The organism is Desulfosoma sp., from assembly GCF_052743555.1.
The window spans coordinates 60,475-76,871 of the sequence record NZ_JBRAHS010000013.1; the positions used below are offsets into that span (position 1 = coordinate 60,475).

14 protein-coding genes and 1 pseudogene are annotated in these 16,397 nt (G+C 54.9%); 3 read left to right on the plus strand and 12 right to left on the minus strand.

Annotated elements, in window-relative coordinates; all coding sequences use genetic code 11:
- The 11 genes and pseudogenes from ACUVSA_RS09980 to ACUVSA_RS10030 form a co-directional block, all read right to left on the minus strand.
- Nucleotides 1-266 (minus strand): ATP-binding cassette domain-containing protein (locus ACUVSA_RS09980; RefSeq protein ID WP_445894693.1); only part of this gene is annotated, 266 nt, incomplete at its 3' end.
- A pseudogene (locus tag ACUVSA_RS09985) lies at nucleotides 263-1,264 on the minus strand (amino acid ABC transporter permease). The gene ACUVSA_RS09980 and the pseudogene ACUVSA_RS09985, both read right to left, overlap by 4 nt.
- Before the next feature lie 47 nt (nucleotides 1,265-1,311).
- A complete protein-coding gene (locus tag ACUVSA_RS09990; protein WP_445894724.1) occupies nucleotides 1,312-2,124 on the minus strand; it encodes a transporter substrate-binding domain-containing protein in 813 nt (270 codons plus the stop codon).
- A gap of 699 nt (nucleotides 2,125-2,823) precedes the next feature.
- On the minus strand, nucleotides 2,824-3,426 hold the full coding sequence (locus ACUVSA_RS09995; protein WP_445892468.1) for a 3'-5' exonuclease: 603 nt from the start codon (nucleotides 3,424-3,426) through the stop codon (nucleotides 2,824-2,826).
- The gene (locus ACUVSA_RS10000; protein ID WP_445894694.1) at nucleotides 3,426-5,168 is read right to left on the minus strand and encodes a putative nucleotidyltransferase substrate binding domain-containing protein; all 1,743 of its coding nucleotides are present in this window, start codon (nucleotides 5,166-5,168) and stop codon (nucleotides 3,426-3,428) included. Before ACUVSA_RS10000 ends, ACUVSA_RS09995 begins: the two co-directional genes overlap by 1 nt.
- A 134-nt stretch (nucleotides 5,169-5,302) precedes the next feature.
- Nucleotides 5,303-6,625, minus strand: coding sequence for a CaiB/BaiF CoA transferase family protein (locus ACUVSA_RS10005; RefSeq protein WP_445894695.1), 1,323 nt, complete (start codon nucleotides 6,623-6,625; stop codon nucleotides 5,303-5,305).
- A 56-nt stretch (nucleotides 6,626-6,681) separates the two neighbouring features.
- Nucleotides 6,682-8,025: a CaiB/BaiF CoA transferase family protein gene (locus tag ACUVSA_RS10010; RefSeq protein ID WP_445894696.1), complete on the minus strand. Its 1,344-nt coding sequence runs from the start codon at nucleotides 8,023-8,025 to the stop codon at nucleotides 6,682-6,684.
- Between the two features lie 45 nt (nucleotides 8,026-8,070).
- Nucleotides 8,071-8,976 (minus strand): hypothetical protein, encoded by a 906-nt coding sequence (locus ACUVSA_RS10015; RefSeq protein WP_445894697.1) that lies wholly within the window; start codon nucleotides 8,974-8,976, stop codon nucleotides 8,071-8,073.
- Between the two features lie 7 nt (nucleotides 8,977-8,983).
- The gene (locus ACUVSA_RS10020) at nucleotides 8,984-9,217 is read right to left on the minus strand and encodes a hypothetical protein (RefSeq protein ID WP_445892024.1); all 234 of its coding nucleotides are present in this window, start codon (nucleotides 9,215-9,217) and stop codon (nucleotides 8,984-8,986) included.
- 90 nt (nucleotides 9,218-9,307) lie between these two features.
- Nucleotides 9,308-10,903, minus strand: a complete 1,596-nt coding sequence (locus tag ACUVSA_RS10025; protein ID WP_445894698.1) for a solute symporter family protein — start codon at nucleotides 10,901-10,903, stop codon at nucleotides 9,308-9,310.
- Nucleotides 10,904-10,913: 10 nt separating this feature from the next.
- The gene (locus ACUVSA_RS10030) at nucleotides 10,914-11,150 is read right to left on the minus strand and encodes a hypothetical protein (RefSeq protein WP_445892022.1); all 237 of its coding nucleotides are present in this window, start codon (nucleotides 11,148-11,150) and stop codon (nucleotides 10,914-10,916) included.
- Between the two features lie 986 nt (nucleotides 11,151-12,136).
- Here ACUVSA_RS10030 and ACUVSA_RS10035 point away from each other — a divergent pair.
- The 3 genes from ACUVSA_RS10035 to meaB all read left to right on the plus strand — a co-directional run bounded on the left by ACUVSA_RS10035 (nucleotide 12,137) and on the right by meaB (nucleotide 15,339).
- The gene (locus ACUVSA_RS10035; RefSeq protein ID WP_445894725.1) at nucleotides 12,137-13,825 is read left to right on the plus strand and encodes an acyl-CoA mutase large subunit family protein; all 1,689 of its coding nucleotides are present in this window, start codon (nucleotides 12,137-12,139) and stop codon (nucleotides 13,823-13,825) included.
- A gap of 119 nt (nucleotides 13,826-13,944) precedes the next feature.
- Complete coding sequence (locus ACUVSA_RS10040) at nucleotides 13,945-14,364, plus strand: cobalamin B12-binding domain-containing protein (RefSeq protein ID WP_445894699.1); 420 nt, start codon at nucleotides 13,945-13,947, stop codon at nucleotides 14,362-14,364.
- Nucleotides 14,365-14,382: 18 nt separating this feature from the next.
- Nucleotides 14,383-15,339: a methylmalonyl Co-A mutase-associated GTPase MeaB gene (gene meaB, locus ACUVSA_RS10045; protein WP_445892020.1), complete on the plus strand. Its 957-nt coding sequence runs from the start codon at nucleotides 14,383-14,385 to the stop codon at nucleotides 15,337-15,339.
- An 18-nt stretch (nucleotides 15,340-15,357) separates the two neighbouring features.
- On the opposite strand, the gene ACUVSA_RS10050 is transcribed toward meaB, so the two are convergent.
- A complete protein-coding gene (locus ACUVSA_RS10050; protein ID WP_445894700.1) occupies nucleotides 15,358-16,383 on the minus strand; it encodes a J domain-containing protein in 1,026 nt (341 codons plus the stop codon).
- Nucleotides 16,384-16,397 lie beyond the last annotated feature (14 nt).

A 16,397-nucleotide genomic window follows, 5' to 3' on the forward strand; every position in this document is an offset into this window, starting at 1 on the left:
AAGGACTGAAAAACCATGCCCACTTCCGCCCGCACTTTGTTGATATTGGTCTTGCGGTCCAGAATATCCACGCCGTCGATATAAATGTGTCCCGTATCCGCATGTTCCAAGCGGTTGAGGCATCGAAGCAGGGTGCTCTTTCCCGACCCCGAAGGGCCGATGATCACCACCACTTCCCCTCTGGTCACCTGGCAGGAGACGTTCTGCAGGGCCTTGACCTCATGCGGAGCATGAAATGTCTTGGAAACGTTGTCCACCGTGATCACGAAACCGCGGTCCTCCTTTCCAAATACTGGACAAACATGGACAGCCCAAAGGTGAGCACCAGATAGAGCAGAGCACACATGAACCACAGTTCAAAGGGCTGTAGGCTCGTCGTGACCACTTCCCGCGTTGCCTTGGTCAGTTCCCGAATGGTGATGATGCCCAGAAGCGAGGAATCCTTGATGAGGCTGATGAACTGGCCCGCCAAAGGAGGCAAAATGCGCCGCAAAGCCTGGGGCAGAATCACGTGGCGCATGGCCTGCGGGTAACTCATGCCCAAGGAGCGGGCCGCTTCCATTTGGCCTCTGTGAATGGACTGAATGCCGGCCCGCACGATTTCCGCCACATAGGCTCCACAGAAAAAGGCCAGGGACGCCACACCGTACCAGATGGGCGGGAGTTGTTCGAGGCCGTTCTTGGCCAGAAGGGTGTTGATCACCGTGCCCAGCACGAAGTACCAGATAAAGATCTGCACGAGCAGCGGAGAACCGCGAATGATCTCCACATAGGTCACGGCCGACCACTTGAGCGCGGGGTTTGTGGAAATACGGGCTAGACCGGCCACCAGCCCGATGAGAATACCCAGCAGGATGGAAATCAGGCTGACCTTGAGGGTCAGCCACAGGCCTTGCATGAGAATGCCCACTTTCCAGCGATGAAACACCCCCAATACATCGCCGGGATAGACCGTATCTCCCGCATCCACGCGCAGTCCCTTCACGGGAACCGTGTACTGGGCCGTTTCCCCAGACCCGGCCACACGAAGGGAGGCGGTATCACCAGTGCGAGCGATCTCCTCAATGCGCCCTTGAATCTCTGAGCGAATCTCGACCTTCTCTTTGTAATAGAAATATTGGGGCACGCGATACCAACGCCACACCTAATCCACTTTTTGCGTGGCGTAGTAAAGAACCCCCACAACCCCGATAACCATCAGAAAAAAAACCATGACCCAAAAGGCGTAAGCCCCTCGAGTCATGTGTTGCGACACTCGTGCCATGAGCCACTATCCTGGGCCCTTGCCCATCGAATCAAGAGATCTTCGGCCTACTGGGCCACATCCTGAATCCATTCCGTGCTCTTGATCCACTTGTTGTAGATTTGATCGTAGCGGCCGTCGTTTTTCACCTGGCGCAGGAAGTTGTTCAGCCAATTGAGAAAATCGGGGTCTCCCTTGTTGATGGCCCAGGCCAGGGGTTCATACGTAAAGGGTTGGTCCAGAAACACCAGCTTGCCGGCCCCCTGCTGCGCCAAGAACACGACACAGAAGGGAAGGTCGTAGACAAAGGCGTCCGCCTTGCCGTTGACCACTTCCAGAGCGGCTTCCGTTTCCGTCTCAAAGGACTTGTAAGTGCATTTGGGGATCAGGCGCTTGACGGCCTGTTCACCCGTCGTGCCCAGCTTGGAGGTCACAATGTATTTAGGGTCGTTCAGGTCCTTGTAGGAGGTGACCGTCCCTTCATGCTTTTTGTGCAGAAGAATGGTCTGGCCGACAATGATGTAAGGGTCGGCAAAATTCACTTTCAGGTTGCGTTCCTGCGTGACCGTCATTCCGCTCATGATGATGTCAAACTTGCCCGTAATGAGCGACGGAATAATACCGTCCCACGCCGTATTGACCGGAACAAACTTCACCCCCATGGCCTTGGCCATCTCTTTGGCCATGTCGATGTCAAAGCCCACGAAATTGCCTTTCTTGTCCGTCATTTCAAAAGGCATGTACCCGGCTTCAAACCCAACGCGCAACTCGCCTCGTTGCAGAATCTGTTCCAGCGTGGACTTCTTGGCCAATTCGATGTCCGCCGTCCAACCATGCACAGCCATGGCCGTCGCGACCGCCACGGCGAGACCCAAAACCATCGTCCATTTTTTCATCCTGCACCTCCTGCGTTGAAATGCCTGGTCCATCCTTCCTCGGCTCATGGCCTCAAACGCCAAGTGTCGGTCGCTGCTCCGTCAATTTTTTTTCACTACCACATAGCACCGCGATCTCAAAGCCTGTTTTCCCCACCGGCACGCACCCTTTTTCAAGCCGCCGGCCTTCGGCATCCGGTTCCACCGCGCCTTCCGCCCAGAGGCTTCGAGCCATTGAGATCGACAGGCTTTCTTACAGGGGTGTGAAACGCTTTTCGTCACGCTTGTCAAAGCATTGGACATAAAAGTCCGCAAAAGCGCAAACCGCAAGGACAAATGATCCAGAATGGCTTTTCGGGGCCGCTTTCGTTTCACTCTGTAGGAGCGCCGCAAGGCGCGATCACACCATGGACCCGAATAGCCACCGAACCAGAAGCGGCCTGGGCTCGCAGCTTGCGCCGCTCCTATGGATAGCATTTTCAGAAGAATTCCAATAAGCTTCTCCCAAAGGTATGGATTTAAGCTCAATGTCTGGAGCACTTCCGGACGCTGCCCCTAACGTGAGCGTCCCCTGTTTTTGAAGGGACACGCTCCCGCGTGTCCGCCAGTGTGCGGACAGCCGGGAGGCCGTCCCTTCGAAAACGTGGGCGCGGACATCTTCAATAGGGATACAAGAAACGTCGAACCCTGTTTTCCGATAAGCTTCTAAACCAAAAACGGTGTGTCGCAGACTTTTTGATTCCTGAGCTGGTCAAGCAGTTGTTCCACGTGCAGCACGCCATGGCGTGTCATCTGAATCTGAAAGATCTGAGCGGCGAAAAAAGCGTCCGCCAAGGCGTGATGGCGGTAGTGTTCCTTGAGTCCATAGCGGCTGATTAAGGCGTCCAGGCTCAATTCGTCACAGCTGGGCCGATGGGAGGTTTTTCCGCCGATCCACTTTTCCACCTCCGCAATGTCCACCAGATGCCGCTGAAAGGACAGGCCCACCTCCTTAAAAGTCCGCCGAAGAAACTGATAGTCCATCTGCACGCAGTGCCCCAAAAGAAAACCATTGCACCGAGCCAGAAGGTCATGGGCAATGTCTTTAAAGGCGGGTGCATGCTGCAGAGCGTCGCGATCGATGCCATGGTACTTCATGGTCTTGAGCCGATAAGTGCGGGGCTTGACCAAGGTATAGTAGGCGTGCCGCACACGGATCTTTAATCCCTCCATGGGCACCAGAGCCACGGCGATGATGTCGTCCCGGCGCACATCCAGCCCTGTGGTCTCCAGGTCCACAGACACAAAGTTCGCTTCGCTTAAGAGCATCACAGCCCTCGGTCCACACCGTAGAGGGCCTTGAGATTTTTTTGAAAAGAGGCCACGACCTTAAGGGATTCTTTCAAGACCAGAAGATCCATTTTATCCAACTTATCCGGCATCAAAAGGTTGGCTTCAGGGCTGCCGTGCTTCATGGCCCACGCCTGATGGCGCAGCCGAAGGTCCTGTAAAAAAGCATATGCCTCCAGGAGATCGCCGGCGCTCTCCTGACTCAGAACACCGGCATCGCGCAGCGCTTCAATGCGCTCACGCGTGTTTGTGATGCGCAGCATGCGGTTGGCCGCAATCATCACGCGAACGCCGTTGGCAATGGGGTAAATCCCGTACCGCTTCACATCGACACCCCGATCTCGATGTCGAATGCCGAAAATGCCGATGGGCGGTTCATGCAAGGCGGCATCGTAGGCGAGAAAGCGCACCGCCTGATTGGTGATGGCGTTGTGAATGGCGTCGATGAGTTCTCCAAGCCATTCCAGGTTCCCATAAACCGCTCTCATATCCAGGAACACCGTCAAATACCGAATATGGTCGGGAATGGGTTCCAAAAACCATCGCCGAAAATGCTCCTTCCACTCTTCCAGGCTCAAATGCCAGCGCGGGTTTGAGGCCATGTAATCCGCCGGGCAGCGCGGAATGCCGAGCTCTTCCAAGATGCGCGTGATGTCTTGGGCGGCGGCGAGACATGGCCCTGTGGCGCTGCATAGGACGGCATTGTCTTGATCCGTGGTGAGGATTTGTTCCTTGCGGCCGGAACTTCCCACATGGACCCACAAGAAATCCTGGCCTTCCATCGGGCTCGTGTGCCGCTGAATGACACGAATCACCACCGTGTCATAGACGGTGGTGAGCATTCGGGACAGTTGGTAAAAGTGGATGCCTTTCAAAGCCATTTCGGAAACGGCCACACGGATGGCGTGAAAGGCGCTTTTGAGCTCCTCCAGGTCAACGGCCTTGAGAATCTTTCGATATATGGCCAAGATGGATGAAGAGGGTTCCAGCTGAGCCAGCACGTCTTTGCTGGTGATCACGCCGTGGAGGCGATCCTGGTCCATCACCACCAAATGATCGATGCCGGTGCGCAAAAGCACCGTGTACGCCTCCAGCACTGAAGATCGGCAATCCACCGTGATGACCGGCGCGGACATGAACTCATTGACCGCGCTGTCTGGGTTTCCCAGAAGCAGCACGCGGCGCATGTCCCGGTTGGTCAGGATGCCCACGGGCTTTCCGTCCTGCACTACCACCACGGACCCGACACCGTGTGTGTCCATAATCCCCACGGCTTCTTTCACCGTTTGGTCAGGGCGGCAAGTCACAGGCGCCTTGCTCACCAAGGCTTCCACCAAAACGGCCGTGGCGCCATCCTGCAGGGATTCCTGCTCTCGAGCCAGTTGCGAAAAAGAACGAAAACGCCGCTCGATAAAAGTGGTAAAAAAGGAGGCAAAGGCACTGTGAGCCCGATAGACTTTTTCAAAAGCTTCGGCGTCGATCAGGTAACAGATGCTGTCTTCCAAAGCGCGCGCTTCGTAATAGGAGGGGGTATGGTGCATAGCTGAAAGAAGACCGAAAATTTCGCCTTTGGAGACGAGATCCACCAGCTCATCGCTGTCGTAGAGGCCCACAAGTCCTGAAAAAACCAAAAAGACCGAAGGGCTCACCTCGTCTTTGGCACACACCACCGTACCCGCTGCGTACATGGCCACGTCCAAACCGCCCACCAACGCGCTCAAATGTTCTTCGGAAAGAAAGGAAAACGGCTTAATCTTACGGAAAAATTCCTTCGGAGGAATCAATCGTGGCGGCTTTCTTAAAGAAAAAGGCCACAGCGTGGCCTTTTTCTTTGTTCGTTAAAAGGGGCCCATCATCAGACAACGCCCTTTTCTCTCAGCTCCTCAATGCGCTTGGGGCCATAGCCGAGCATTCTGGCGTAGACATAATAGTTGTCCCCGCCCACGGGCCGGCAGATCCATTTCACGCGAGGCGGTGTCTCCGTCATCTTATGCGCATGATTGGCAATGGTCACTTCGCCGTAATGCGGGTCCTCGATGGTTTCCAAGGCCATGCGCACCCACCAGTTTTCCGCCTTCATGGTGTCCATGGGCGAGGAGATGCGGCCGGGAACCACCACGCCTTGTCCGATATTTTTATTGTAGTCCATGACGGCATCAAAAATCTCATCATAGGTGTGCGCCATGGTCCACTTTTCGATTTCCTTGTACATGACCTTCATGTTGTCCACATTCAACCGCTCAAAAATGGTCGGAAACTGCTGCTGCAGATCCGGACGGTTGATGATGGTGCACAGCGCCTTCCAGTTGGGATCAGCAAAGCCGGACAGGAACACAAAACCATCTTTGCATTTAAAATACGTGTAGGGAAACACACCCACATCGTAGTTGCCCACTCGAGGAATCGTGTCCTGAAAGCCGTAATAGTAGTTGATGCCGTAATTGATGCACCGACCATAGGCTTCCGCCGAAGACACGTCGATGAATTGACCTTTGCCCGAACTCACACGCCAATGCAGAGCGGCCAGAATGGCCACCGCCGCCCATGCGCCTCCAGCATACCAACCCATCCAATTGCCCTGCTTGGTGGGCACTTCCGACGGTTTCGGGTTTTGAGGATCTTCCGGGGGCTCACCGCTTACAGACACGACGCCGGAGTAGGCCTGATTCACTACATCCACATCCGCCTTGCCGCAGGCGGCTTTGGGCCCGAATTGACCATAGGTATAAAGGGCGCAATAGATGAGGCCAGGGTTAAGTTCTTTCAGCTGGCGGTATCCGATACCCCAGGCGTCCATGGTGCCGGGGAGAAATGTTTCCACCACCACATCGGCTCGCTTGGCCAGTTTTCGAAAGATTTCCTGTCCTTCTTCAGTTTCCAGATTCAAAGTCACGTGGAATTTGTTGCGCCCTTCATTCAAATACCCCAGGCCGGTCCCCTTGTGCAGGTAACCCCACGGGCTGTAAGTCCGCGCCGGATCCCCACCGGGCGGCTCAAAACGAATGACATTGGCTCCAAATTCCGCCAAGGTGGATGTGCAAAAACACCCCGCCATGTTGGCGTAGCTCACATCCAACACGGTAATATGGTCCAGCGCCTCGGGCTTTTCGCGGTTCTTCGCCGGATCGTCCAATTCGCGAATCCAATCCCCCCAGCTTTTTTCCGTTTCTACATGCATCGATATCCTCCCTGCATTCACAGAGTTAACATACGCTCTCGACGATTCATCCATGCCTAGACCAAAAGAACCCCGGATTTGCCATCCCAATCCTGCGGCGGTTTGCGGCCGGGAGGGACATCCACCCACTTGCCGATGATGTTCTTTTCTTTGAGATACTTAATCTTTTTAGTCTCGAGCCCGAGAAAACGCTTCAGAACATATTCGTTGTCAAAACCCACGGGTTTACCAGCCCATTTGATGCGACCCGGGGTTTCCGACAATTTCGGGGCGATTCCTTCTTCATACAGTTCACCGTAAATGGGGTCGTCCACATAGTAGGTGAAATTGCGCCGGCGCAAATGCTCGTCCTCAAAGTGATCTTTGCCGTTGGCCACCTTTTGGGCGCCGAAGCCGTATTGCGAGGCCAGCTGGTCGATTTCGCCATAGGTCTTGCTGGCCGCCCAAGCACGGATCATCGACAAAAGCTCCACAGCGTTTTCTTCTTTCAACCTTTCCAGATGCGTGGCAAAGCGAGAATCCTGAGCCAGATCAGGCTTGCCCATGGCTTGGCACAGCCCTAAAAACTGCTGGTCCGTCGCGGCGCCGATGGCCACCATTTCGCCATCCTTGCTGGGGACAATATCCGCCGGACAAATGCTCACATCACGGTTCCCGTACCGCTCGCGGCACTTTCCGGTGAAATGCTGGTATAGCCACGTCCAGTCCATCGCCCGCATGAGGTTTTCGGCTTGGGAATATTCGATGTATTGGCCACGGCCTGTGCGATCCCGATGGGCCAAGGCGGCCAACACCCCAATGGCGCCCACCAGCCCGCCGTAATAGTCCGCCAACCAAATGCCGGCCTTCATGGGCAGTTTGTCGGGAAAGCCGCTGATCCAGGCTTCTCCCGATTCGGACTGGGCGATGGCATCATAGGATGGCCGCTCCAAATACGGCCCCCACTGCCCGAACCCGTTCAAAGCGATGTAGATGATCCTCGGGTTAATTTCTCGAAGCTGCCGATAACCGATGCCCCATTTGTCCATGGTGCCGGCCCGAAGGTTTTCCACGACCACATCCGAGCGCTTGACCAGTTCCCGGAAAAGCTCCGCGCCTTCCGGAACACGCACATCAATGGCCAGATGGTACTTGTTGCGGGCTTCCTTGAGCCAGCCTAGGGCCGCTCCATTAAAGAACTTGGCAAACGGTGTCAGCGACCTCATGGTGTCCCCCATGCCCGGCAGTTCCACCTTAAAAACGGTCGCTCCCAGCTCGGAGAGGTAGCTTGGCAAGGAGGGGCCCAAAATGAGCGTGCATAACTCCACGATTTTGATATCCGCAAGAGCTTCCGGCTTTTCAAAGGTTTTGGAAGGATCAAGAAGGCTTTCCGCCCATTTGAAATAGTCTTCTCGTGCCATGGATGACTCCCTTTCCTTGATTCCCTGCTCTTTCAACACCTTCACTTAAGGAACACGAACCGTCGTGAAATGAGGGGGCACATCGAACAACCCGGCCTCAAACGATGGACGAACCTCTTTTAAAATGCTGGTTTCCTCATTGATGACTCGACTCACCTTTTTGGATTCCCCTTCCTTGGGAACATAGTGCGCCGTAACGTGCACCGTACTTTTCACGGGATAACCATGCACCTTGGCCACATCCGCAGCGATGGGCTGTAATGATCCCTGCCAATAGGATAAAAGAGAAGACAAGGGCCCGAGGCGCTCCGCTTCCATGCCCAGAATCGCCGCCAACTGAGCCTGAACGCCAGCCCGTTCGGCCATGCCCGGCACCTCGTCGGAAACCCAAAGATCCTGCTGTACCTCCGTGAGGCTGTGCGCCTGGCGCAGCTTGTCGTAAGTGTCCTGAAGCAGCCGAGCCGATACATGGCGGCATCGATACGTCCCGACCGTCTCCAACGCCTGCTCGACCTCAATGGTCAGCTCGGGCGACCGCACCTCATACCGGCCCGCCATCAGAGGAACGTGCTCTTCTCGAGCCTTCTCCAAGCTGTGCATCCATGCGGAATCTTTCAAACGCTCCAGAGCAAAAATGCGGCACCGGTCACGCCCCCAGTCGACCTCCCGAATATCCTGGGACGCTAAGGAAATGATCACCGTCCGACGATCCTGGCGCACACCTCCGAAAAGAAGACGCATCCAGGATCCTGTGTAATGCCTTTTTTGATCCATATAGATACCATCGGCCCGATAGCTTGTGGTCAACATGAGGACCTTTCTGCCCGTGAATAAATCATCGGCCTCCACCTCGTGAACGTAGGTCACATCACCTCGAGCCGTAAGTTCGTGGCCGAACAGCAAGCCAAAAAGCACGCCAAGAAACAAACCAAGACAACAGGATATTTTCACGGAATTTTTAGATACCCAAAATTTTGCGATGAATGGACACACCAAGAAACATGGTGCACAGGGGAATGCCTATGCCGTAAAAGGATCCCCAGAAAAGGCTTCCACTGGGATCAAACCCATATGGCTTCGTAAAATATAGCAATAAATTGATACCGACACCAACATAAAAATACAGAAGATACCATCGTCTTCGATGTCGCTCCCAACGTTCCAGCCGTTCTTTTGCTTTTTCGCCAGCCATGCATTTCCTCGAAAAATCTTCATGTAGCCTTTTATGCCGATTTGTGCCGAAAGGACCGAAAGGTGGCCCCTTCGGTCCTTGGCATCGCCTTTAGGTTTCGGGTCGCAGGTCGTAAGAGTACTTCTTGACGACCTCAGGGCTATTGGGTTTGGTCACCAGGCTGAGAAGGATAAAGAAAATGAACCCAACAAATACCCAGTAAAATTGATGGGGTGTCACCAGGCCGCCTTTCTTGCTCAGGAAAAACCAGTGGGCGCTTCCCAGCTTGGAATTGGCGTACATCCACGAAAAAGTGGACAAAACCGTCATAACAATGATGTTGGTGATGGCCGCCGTGGTGTTGGCCTTATCCCACCAGATGCCCAGCACCAGCGGAGGCCCAACGGAGCATAGAATCACGATGAAGGCGGCTCCGGAAATGTCCAAGACCAAGGCTGGCGGGCTGAAAGCGACAATAGTGCAAATGATGGTGACGATGATGGTCATGATCCGCGTCACCTGCACAGGCTTTTCTTCGGGCCATTTGCTTCCAAAGACTTTGCCGATGAGGTCGCGTCCCAGAAGCACATTGAGCACCATGATCCAGCCGGCCGCCGTGGACATGGCGATGGCCAAACCGCCGGCGCAGATGACCGCCAGCAGGAAGGGGCTCTTGAGGGCTTCCATGGCCGCGATCATGGAATAGTCAGTCACCGCGGCTCCGCCCACGCCGTAGACGCCTTTCATGTGCTTGAGCACGCCCATGGCGTCCTTGACCCCTTCCACGGACATGTAGGGATGCAGCGTTTCAATGAGCACTCGGGCCGCCGAGCCGATGATAATCAAGCCCACGTACATGGAGCCGCCAAAGAAAATGGCCCAGAAGACACTGCGGCGCGCCGACTTGATGTCCTGGGCGGTAAAAAAGCGCACCACCGTGTAGGGCATGGCCGCAAAGCCGAAATGCCATGTGAAGTAAAAGCCCACGATCCCTGTCCACATGCCCATGAGAGCACTGGAGGGTTTTTCGTTTACGTACGGCGCGTTGAAGAAATTGGGCGACACACTCAAGATGGCTTCCGTCATGGGATTAATGCCGCCAAAATGGGCGATGGTGTAAAGAGCTCCCACCACGGCCGCCACAGCCATCGTGACCCCTTGAAAAGCCGCCGACCAGGTGGTGGCCACCATGCCGCCGTAAAAGACGTAAACAAAGACCACCAAGGCCCCGATGACAACGGAAACGTTGTAGTTCAGCTTCAGAATGGCGAGCATGAAAAGGGCCGTCCCCACAATGGACAGGGTGACATAGGCAAACCCCGCAATGATGGTCGGAACCCCGGCGATAAGGCGCATCCATTTGGTGTCATAACGATCGGCATAATAGTCGGTAAAGGATGTGGGCGCGTATTTGCGTAAAGGGGCCGCCGTCAAAAGAGTCGCGATGGGCATGCCCCCGATAATGCCCACCAAGGCCCACCAGAAAGGATAGCCCAAAAGAAAGATAAAGGCCGGCAGTCCGAGAAAACTCGCCGGACTCAAGTATGTGGACGCCAAAGCCGCTCCGTTGATGAAGGAGCCCACTTTCCGACCCGCTACATAGTAATCCGACGCGTTCAGCGCCGCCTTCCGGGTAAAGTACCCAATGGCGATCATAATGGCGAAATATATTAAGGCCCCGACAATAACCACTGGATTAGCACCCATTCTGACCTCCTTATTTCTTGGCAAGCCGAGCTTCTCGAGCTTCTTCGGCCAGGTAAAAGATGGCGGCGACAATGAGGTTAATCACCAACAAGCCGATGATCCAGTTATAGATATAGCACGCGGGAACCCCTAAGAATTTTGCCAAAGGAAACTTGGGTACAGTAATTTCCAGCAAGAAGAAAACGAAAAAATACCCATAAAGAATTAGCATACCGATCCAAAAAATCTTCGGCATTCCCTTAAACATTGCGACCTCCTCTAAAAGTACCCTTAAGAGAACCCATGGACACCAGAACCCCTCAACCCAAATACCAGTCGGTGCTTCACCTCCTTTCCTCGAGGACTGAGAAAAAAAACCACGCTCTGGAAAAAAAGCACAAGAAAAGCCCCTTTGGACGCATCGGCTCCTTTTTTTGCCCCAGCTCGAGGCCGCCCTTACCCCCGGCAAAGGAGCCGGCAGTACGCCTGCACCTGCTTCATGTGCCCATAGAAAAACCGTACCTTCCAAGGGAAGCCGTGAACGAGGGTTTGAGCAGGCCCGCTATGCCCCGCATGCACTCCACCAAGAAACCGTGCCCAAGCTGCGGCACGCCAAGGGTACGGCTTGACGAGAATGGAAGACCTTGCACGCCGTTGATGGAACCAACGTTCGGGAAGGGTTTGGCTCGAGGAGGCACACGCGCTGCAGGAAAAGCCTCGGGTACAGGGATAAACACAGCGTTCGTGAAAGCCATTGGTTCCGTGCGCTTTCTTCCTACATCAGCGTTTTTGCCGTGGTCAAGTGAAAAAAAATTTGTTTGACAATGCATAACCTGCTCTTTTAAGGTCCGCAAGGGTGGGACGATGCCCTTGACGTACCAAAGGTTTCCGAAACCCAGCCGGACCCCTACATAAATGGGGCATGCGTCTTCACCGCACGCCTATTCTTGCAACGCACAGCAATGAAGGCCCACGGCTCGATCCTCAGCGCCGAATCGGTGTTTTGGCCGAGCGAGAGCGAACGCCTTACGGAGCATGCTTCTTTTATCAACAAATCTTGACGGCATCTTGAAAAACTGTTCCTTTGCGTGGACATGGATCATCGACCAGGTTTTCGAGTTCGAACGGAGGGTTCTTGCGGCATTCAAGAAGGTGGGACTGTGCCGATGCCGCCTTTGGCCGCACATGGAGCCTCTGCGCCGTGTAAAGCGGGTTTCTCATGGTTGGAGGAGGGACAGCACAATGGGCCAAAAGATGTTTTCGGAATCGCAATTGGATCGCATGGAGAGGGAATACCAGGACTGGCTGCGGGAATATGAGAGAGCCTTGCAAAAGATGCCTGAACGGCTGGAACGGTTTTCCACTGTCTCCGACGTGGAAGTGAAGGCGCTGTACACGCCGCTGGACATTAAAGCTAAGGACTATTTTGAGGACCTTGGGTTTCCCGGGCAATTTCCTTTCACACGCGGGGTTCAGCCCAGCATGTACCGAGCGCGCCTATGGACCATGCGCATGTTCGCCGGCCTGGGCACGGCGGAAGACACCAACAAACGCTTTCATTACCTGATCGAACACGGTGAAACCGGCCTCAGCACGGCCTTTGATTTTCCCACGCTTATGGGCTACGACACTGAATCCCCTCTGGCACGCGGCGAATGTGGCAAATGCGGCGTCGCCATCGATACCATTGACGACATGCAGCGCCTCTTTGCCGGCATCAATTTGGAAGAGGTCACCACTTCCATGACCATCAATCCGCCGGCTTCGGTCATCTGGGCCATGTACATCGCCAATGCGGAAAATGAGGGCTACGATCGCAAGAAGCTGGGTGGAACCATTCAAAACGACTGCCTCAAGGAATTCATTGCCCAAAAAACCCTCATGCTGCCCCCGGAGCCGAGCCTCAGGTTGGTGGTGGATACGGTGGAATTCGGGACTTACGAAGTGCCCCGTTGGAACACCATCAGTATCAGCGGCTATCACATTCGAGAAGCCGGCGCCACGGCGGTGCAGGAACTGGCTTTTACCATCTATGACGGTATCACCTATGTGGAAGAATGCATCAAGCGCGGTCTCAAGGTGGACGACTTTGCAGGACGGCTGTCCTTTTTCTGGAATTCGCACATCGATTTCTTCGAGGAAATCGCTAAAATGCGGGCTGCTCGACGCCTGTGGGCGCGCCTGATGAAGGATCGCTTCAAGGCGCAAAAGCCGCGTTCCATGATGTGTCGGTTCCACACGCAGACGGCGGGTTGCTCTCTGACCGCCCAAGAACCTTACAACAACATCATACGCACCACTACGGAAGCCCTGGCGGCCATTCTGGGCGGCACGCAATCCCTGCACACCAATTCCCTGGATGAAGTGTACACGATTCCCAGTGAAGAAGCGGTGCGCATTGCTTTGAGGACGCAGCAGATTTTGGCCGATGAAACGGGTGTGGCCAATGTAATCGATCCTCTGGCGGGTTCTTACTTTGTGGAAGCCTTGACGGACAAGATGGAAGAAGAAGCCATGGTCTACATCCGTAAGCTCGACGAGCTGGGCGGCATGGTAGCCGCCATTGAAAAGAACTATCCGCAGATGGAAATCGCCGACGCCGCCTATCACTTTCAACAGCAGGTGGAAAAGGGCAAAAAAATCATCATCGGCGTCAACAAATTCCCCAGCGCTCGACCGGACCTGGAATTTGTGCTTCGGATCGACGATGAACTGGAAAACTTTCAAATCGAGCGCACTCGGCAATTCAAGGCACGCCGCGACAAGGTCAAGCTGCAAAAGGCTATGGATGAGTTGCGCCGCCGGTGTGAAGGTTCTCCGTGTTGGGAAAACAACGTCATGCCGGCTCTGATCGATGCGGTGCGAGCCGGGGCCACGGAGCAGGAGTGCTGCGACTTGTACCGGGAAGTGTTCGGCACCTATTCTGATCCCGGAACCTTCTAACCTTCGGCCTGCACAACGGCCCTAAGGATTTTTTTGTCCAGGCTGCGCCGTCCACGCCGATGTGGGGCGTGGGTGCCCGCAGATCACCAGAGAACGAGGATACAGAAGGGAGCGTTTCCATGGCTGATGAAAGGAAACTTCGCATATTGATTGCCAAACCAGGTTTGGACGGGCATGACCGAGGGGCGCGTGTGATCGCTCGAGCGTTTCGCGACGCTGGCTTTGAGGTGGTCTATACCGGATGCCATCAGACTCCGGAACAAATTGTGAGCACCGCGATTCAGGAGGACGTGGATCTGATCGGGCTGAGCATCTTGTCTGGAGCCCACCGGTATTCCTTTCCACGCATTATGGAACTGTTGAAAGAAAACAACGCAGAGGACATTACGGTCATCGGGGGCGGCATTTTCCCGCTGGAGGACATTCCCAAGCTCAAGGCCATCGGCATTAAGGAAATTTTCGAGCCGGGTGCCAAGCTGGACGATATCGTGCAATGGGTCCGCACCCATGTGAAACCCCGCAAAGCCATGGTGTCTTAACGAAAAGAGGCACGAACCATGAGCATCGCAGAACAAATCCTGGCAGGGGATGTGCGGGCCGTGGCGCGCCTTCTTCGGGACATCGACGACCAGATGCCTTCTGCGCGGGATATTCTGAAAGAGCTCTACCCCCACACAGGGCGGGCCTACATTCTGGGTTTTACGGGATCCCCAGGGGTCGGCAAGAGCACATTGGTGGATCAGATGGCCATGGAATACCGCAAAGAGGGTCTTACAGTGGGGATTCTGGCCATCGATCCCACCAGCCCGTTTACCGGCGGGGCCATTTTGGGGGATCGCATTCGGATGCAGCGCCATTTTCTCGATGGCGGCGTCTTCATTCGCAGCCTGGCCACACGCGGCCATTTCGGAGGACTCACCAAATCCACCAACGATATGATCACCGTTCTGGACGCCATGGGCAAAGACATCATCATGGTGGAAACTGTCGGGGTGGGACAGGACGAGGTGGATATTGCCAATTGCGCGCACACCACGGTGCTGGTGACCATTCCCGGCATGGGTGATGAAGTGCAGGCCATCAAGGCCGGCATTATGGAAATCGGCAACATTTTCGTTGTCAACAAAGCGGATCGCGAAGGGTCCCGCAAGACCGTTCGGGAACTGAGAAACCTCATCGAACTGGGTTTGCGCCGTTTGGAAGACCAGCACTGGGAACCGCCCATCATCGAGACCGAAGCCTTGAAGGGAAGGGGCATCGCGGAACTCATGGACGCCGTGGAACGGCACCGGCAATACCTCTTAGAAAACAACCGAAGTCAATGGGAGGCGGTGTCCCAAAAAAGGGCCAGGACCCAACTCTTGGAAACCCTTCGCGAAGAGGCTTTGGCTGAACTGCTTCGGCGCTTGGAAAAAAGGGGGCAAAATCTGGACGATCTGGTGCGCAAGGTCACGGAACGACAAACGGACCCCTACACCGTTGTCCAGGATCTGTTGCAGTGCGAATTACGATGACCAGCGCGACCGGCACCGTTAATGCCGGTGAGCCTTGCGTCGCACCAGGCACTCGTAGGCTTGCGAGAGACGGATGAAAGTCTCTTGATCCCCGCCCGCATCCGGGTGGTGTTTCTTAGCCTTTCTACGATAATGCCGGGTCAGAGTCTGCACGCTCATGGCCCGGTATTCTTTTGGCTGTAGTCCCAAGCAGGCACACGCTTCCTCTTCCGTCATGTTCTGCTTTGCCGGTGTCCGAAAAGAAAACGAACGAAAGCGCACAAAATCCGCAAAGACGCGGTCCCGCAGGGAAGCGGGGCTGAAGGAATGATCAAAGTACATGATGACGTATTTGACGAGGAAGGCGTGCAGGGTTTGAGTGTTGTGGTCTTCAACGCCCGTAAAGAACGTGGAATCCTCGTTGAGCCTGCAGATTTCTTCGAGAAAATACGCATCCACCACCTCGGGATTGAGAGCGGCCGGGTTGTTTTTCATGAGATGGCTCGGAAAATACTTCTGGAGTTCCAGCGCCGTAAAGAGGTAGTTGCGGCGCTCTTGAGGACGCAAGTCCTTTTCCATCCCCTCGATGACATGTTCAATCTCGTCACGGCTCTTGTCGCAGAGCACATTGAGAAACTTCCAGGTTCTACCTTCCAGGTTTCCGATGTCCATGCGGCCGCATCGAAGAAAATGCATGCGCCTCTTGTCGAAAGGATGAAGGAACCGCTGGTGGTGGGCGGATTCTTCGGGGGTCCATGAGGGAGCACGCGGCGCTCGTCCCGCCGCAAAATTTCCGATAACTCTTCGAATGTGCGGGGCGAGATAAAGGAAAAAGGCCTGTTCCAGGTCCTCCGTTTCCCGCTCCAGTCCCATGCGAGCGAAAGCCTCTTCCACCGCCTCACTGAAATAGAACCCATTGCCACCAGCGTAGACGATGTGTTCGGCGGGATCCTTCCCCAAGTCCACAATGTCCCGGGCCGCAAAGCACGATCCGTTCCAATAAGATTCCCTGAGAACATAACGGATCTGACGGCCGGATCGCGTACGACGAATATAAAGCGACACGGAGTGCGTCCTTA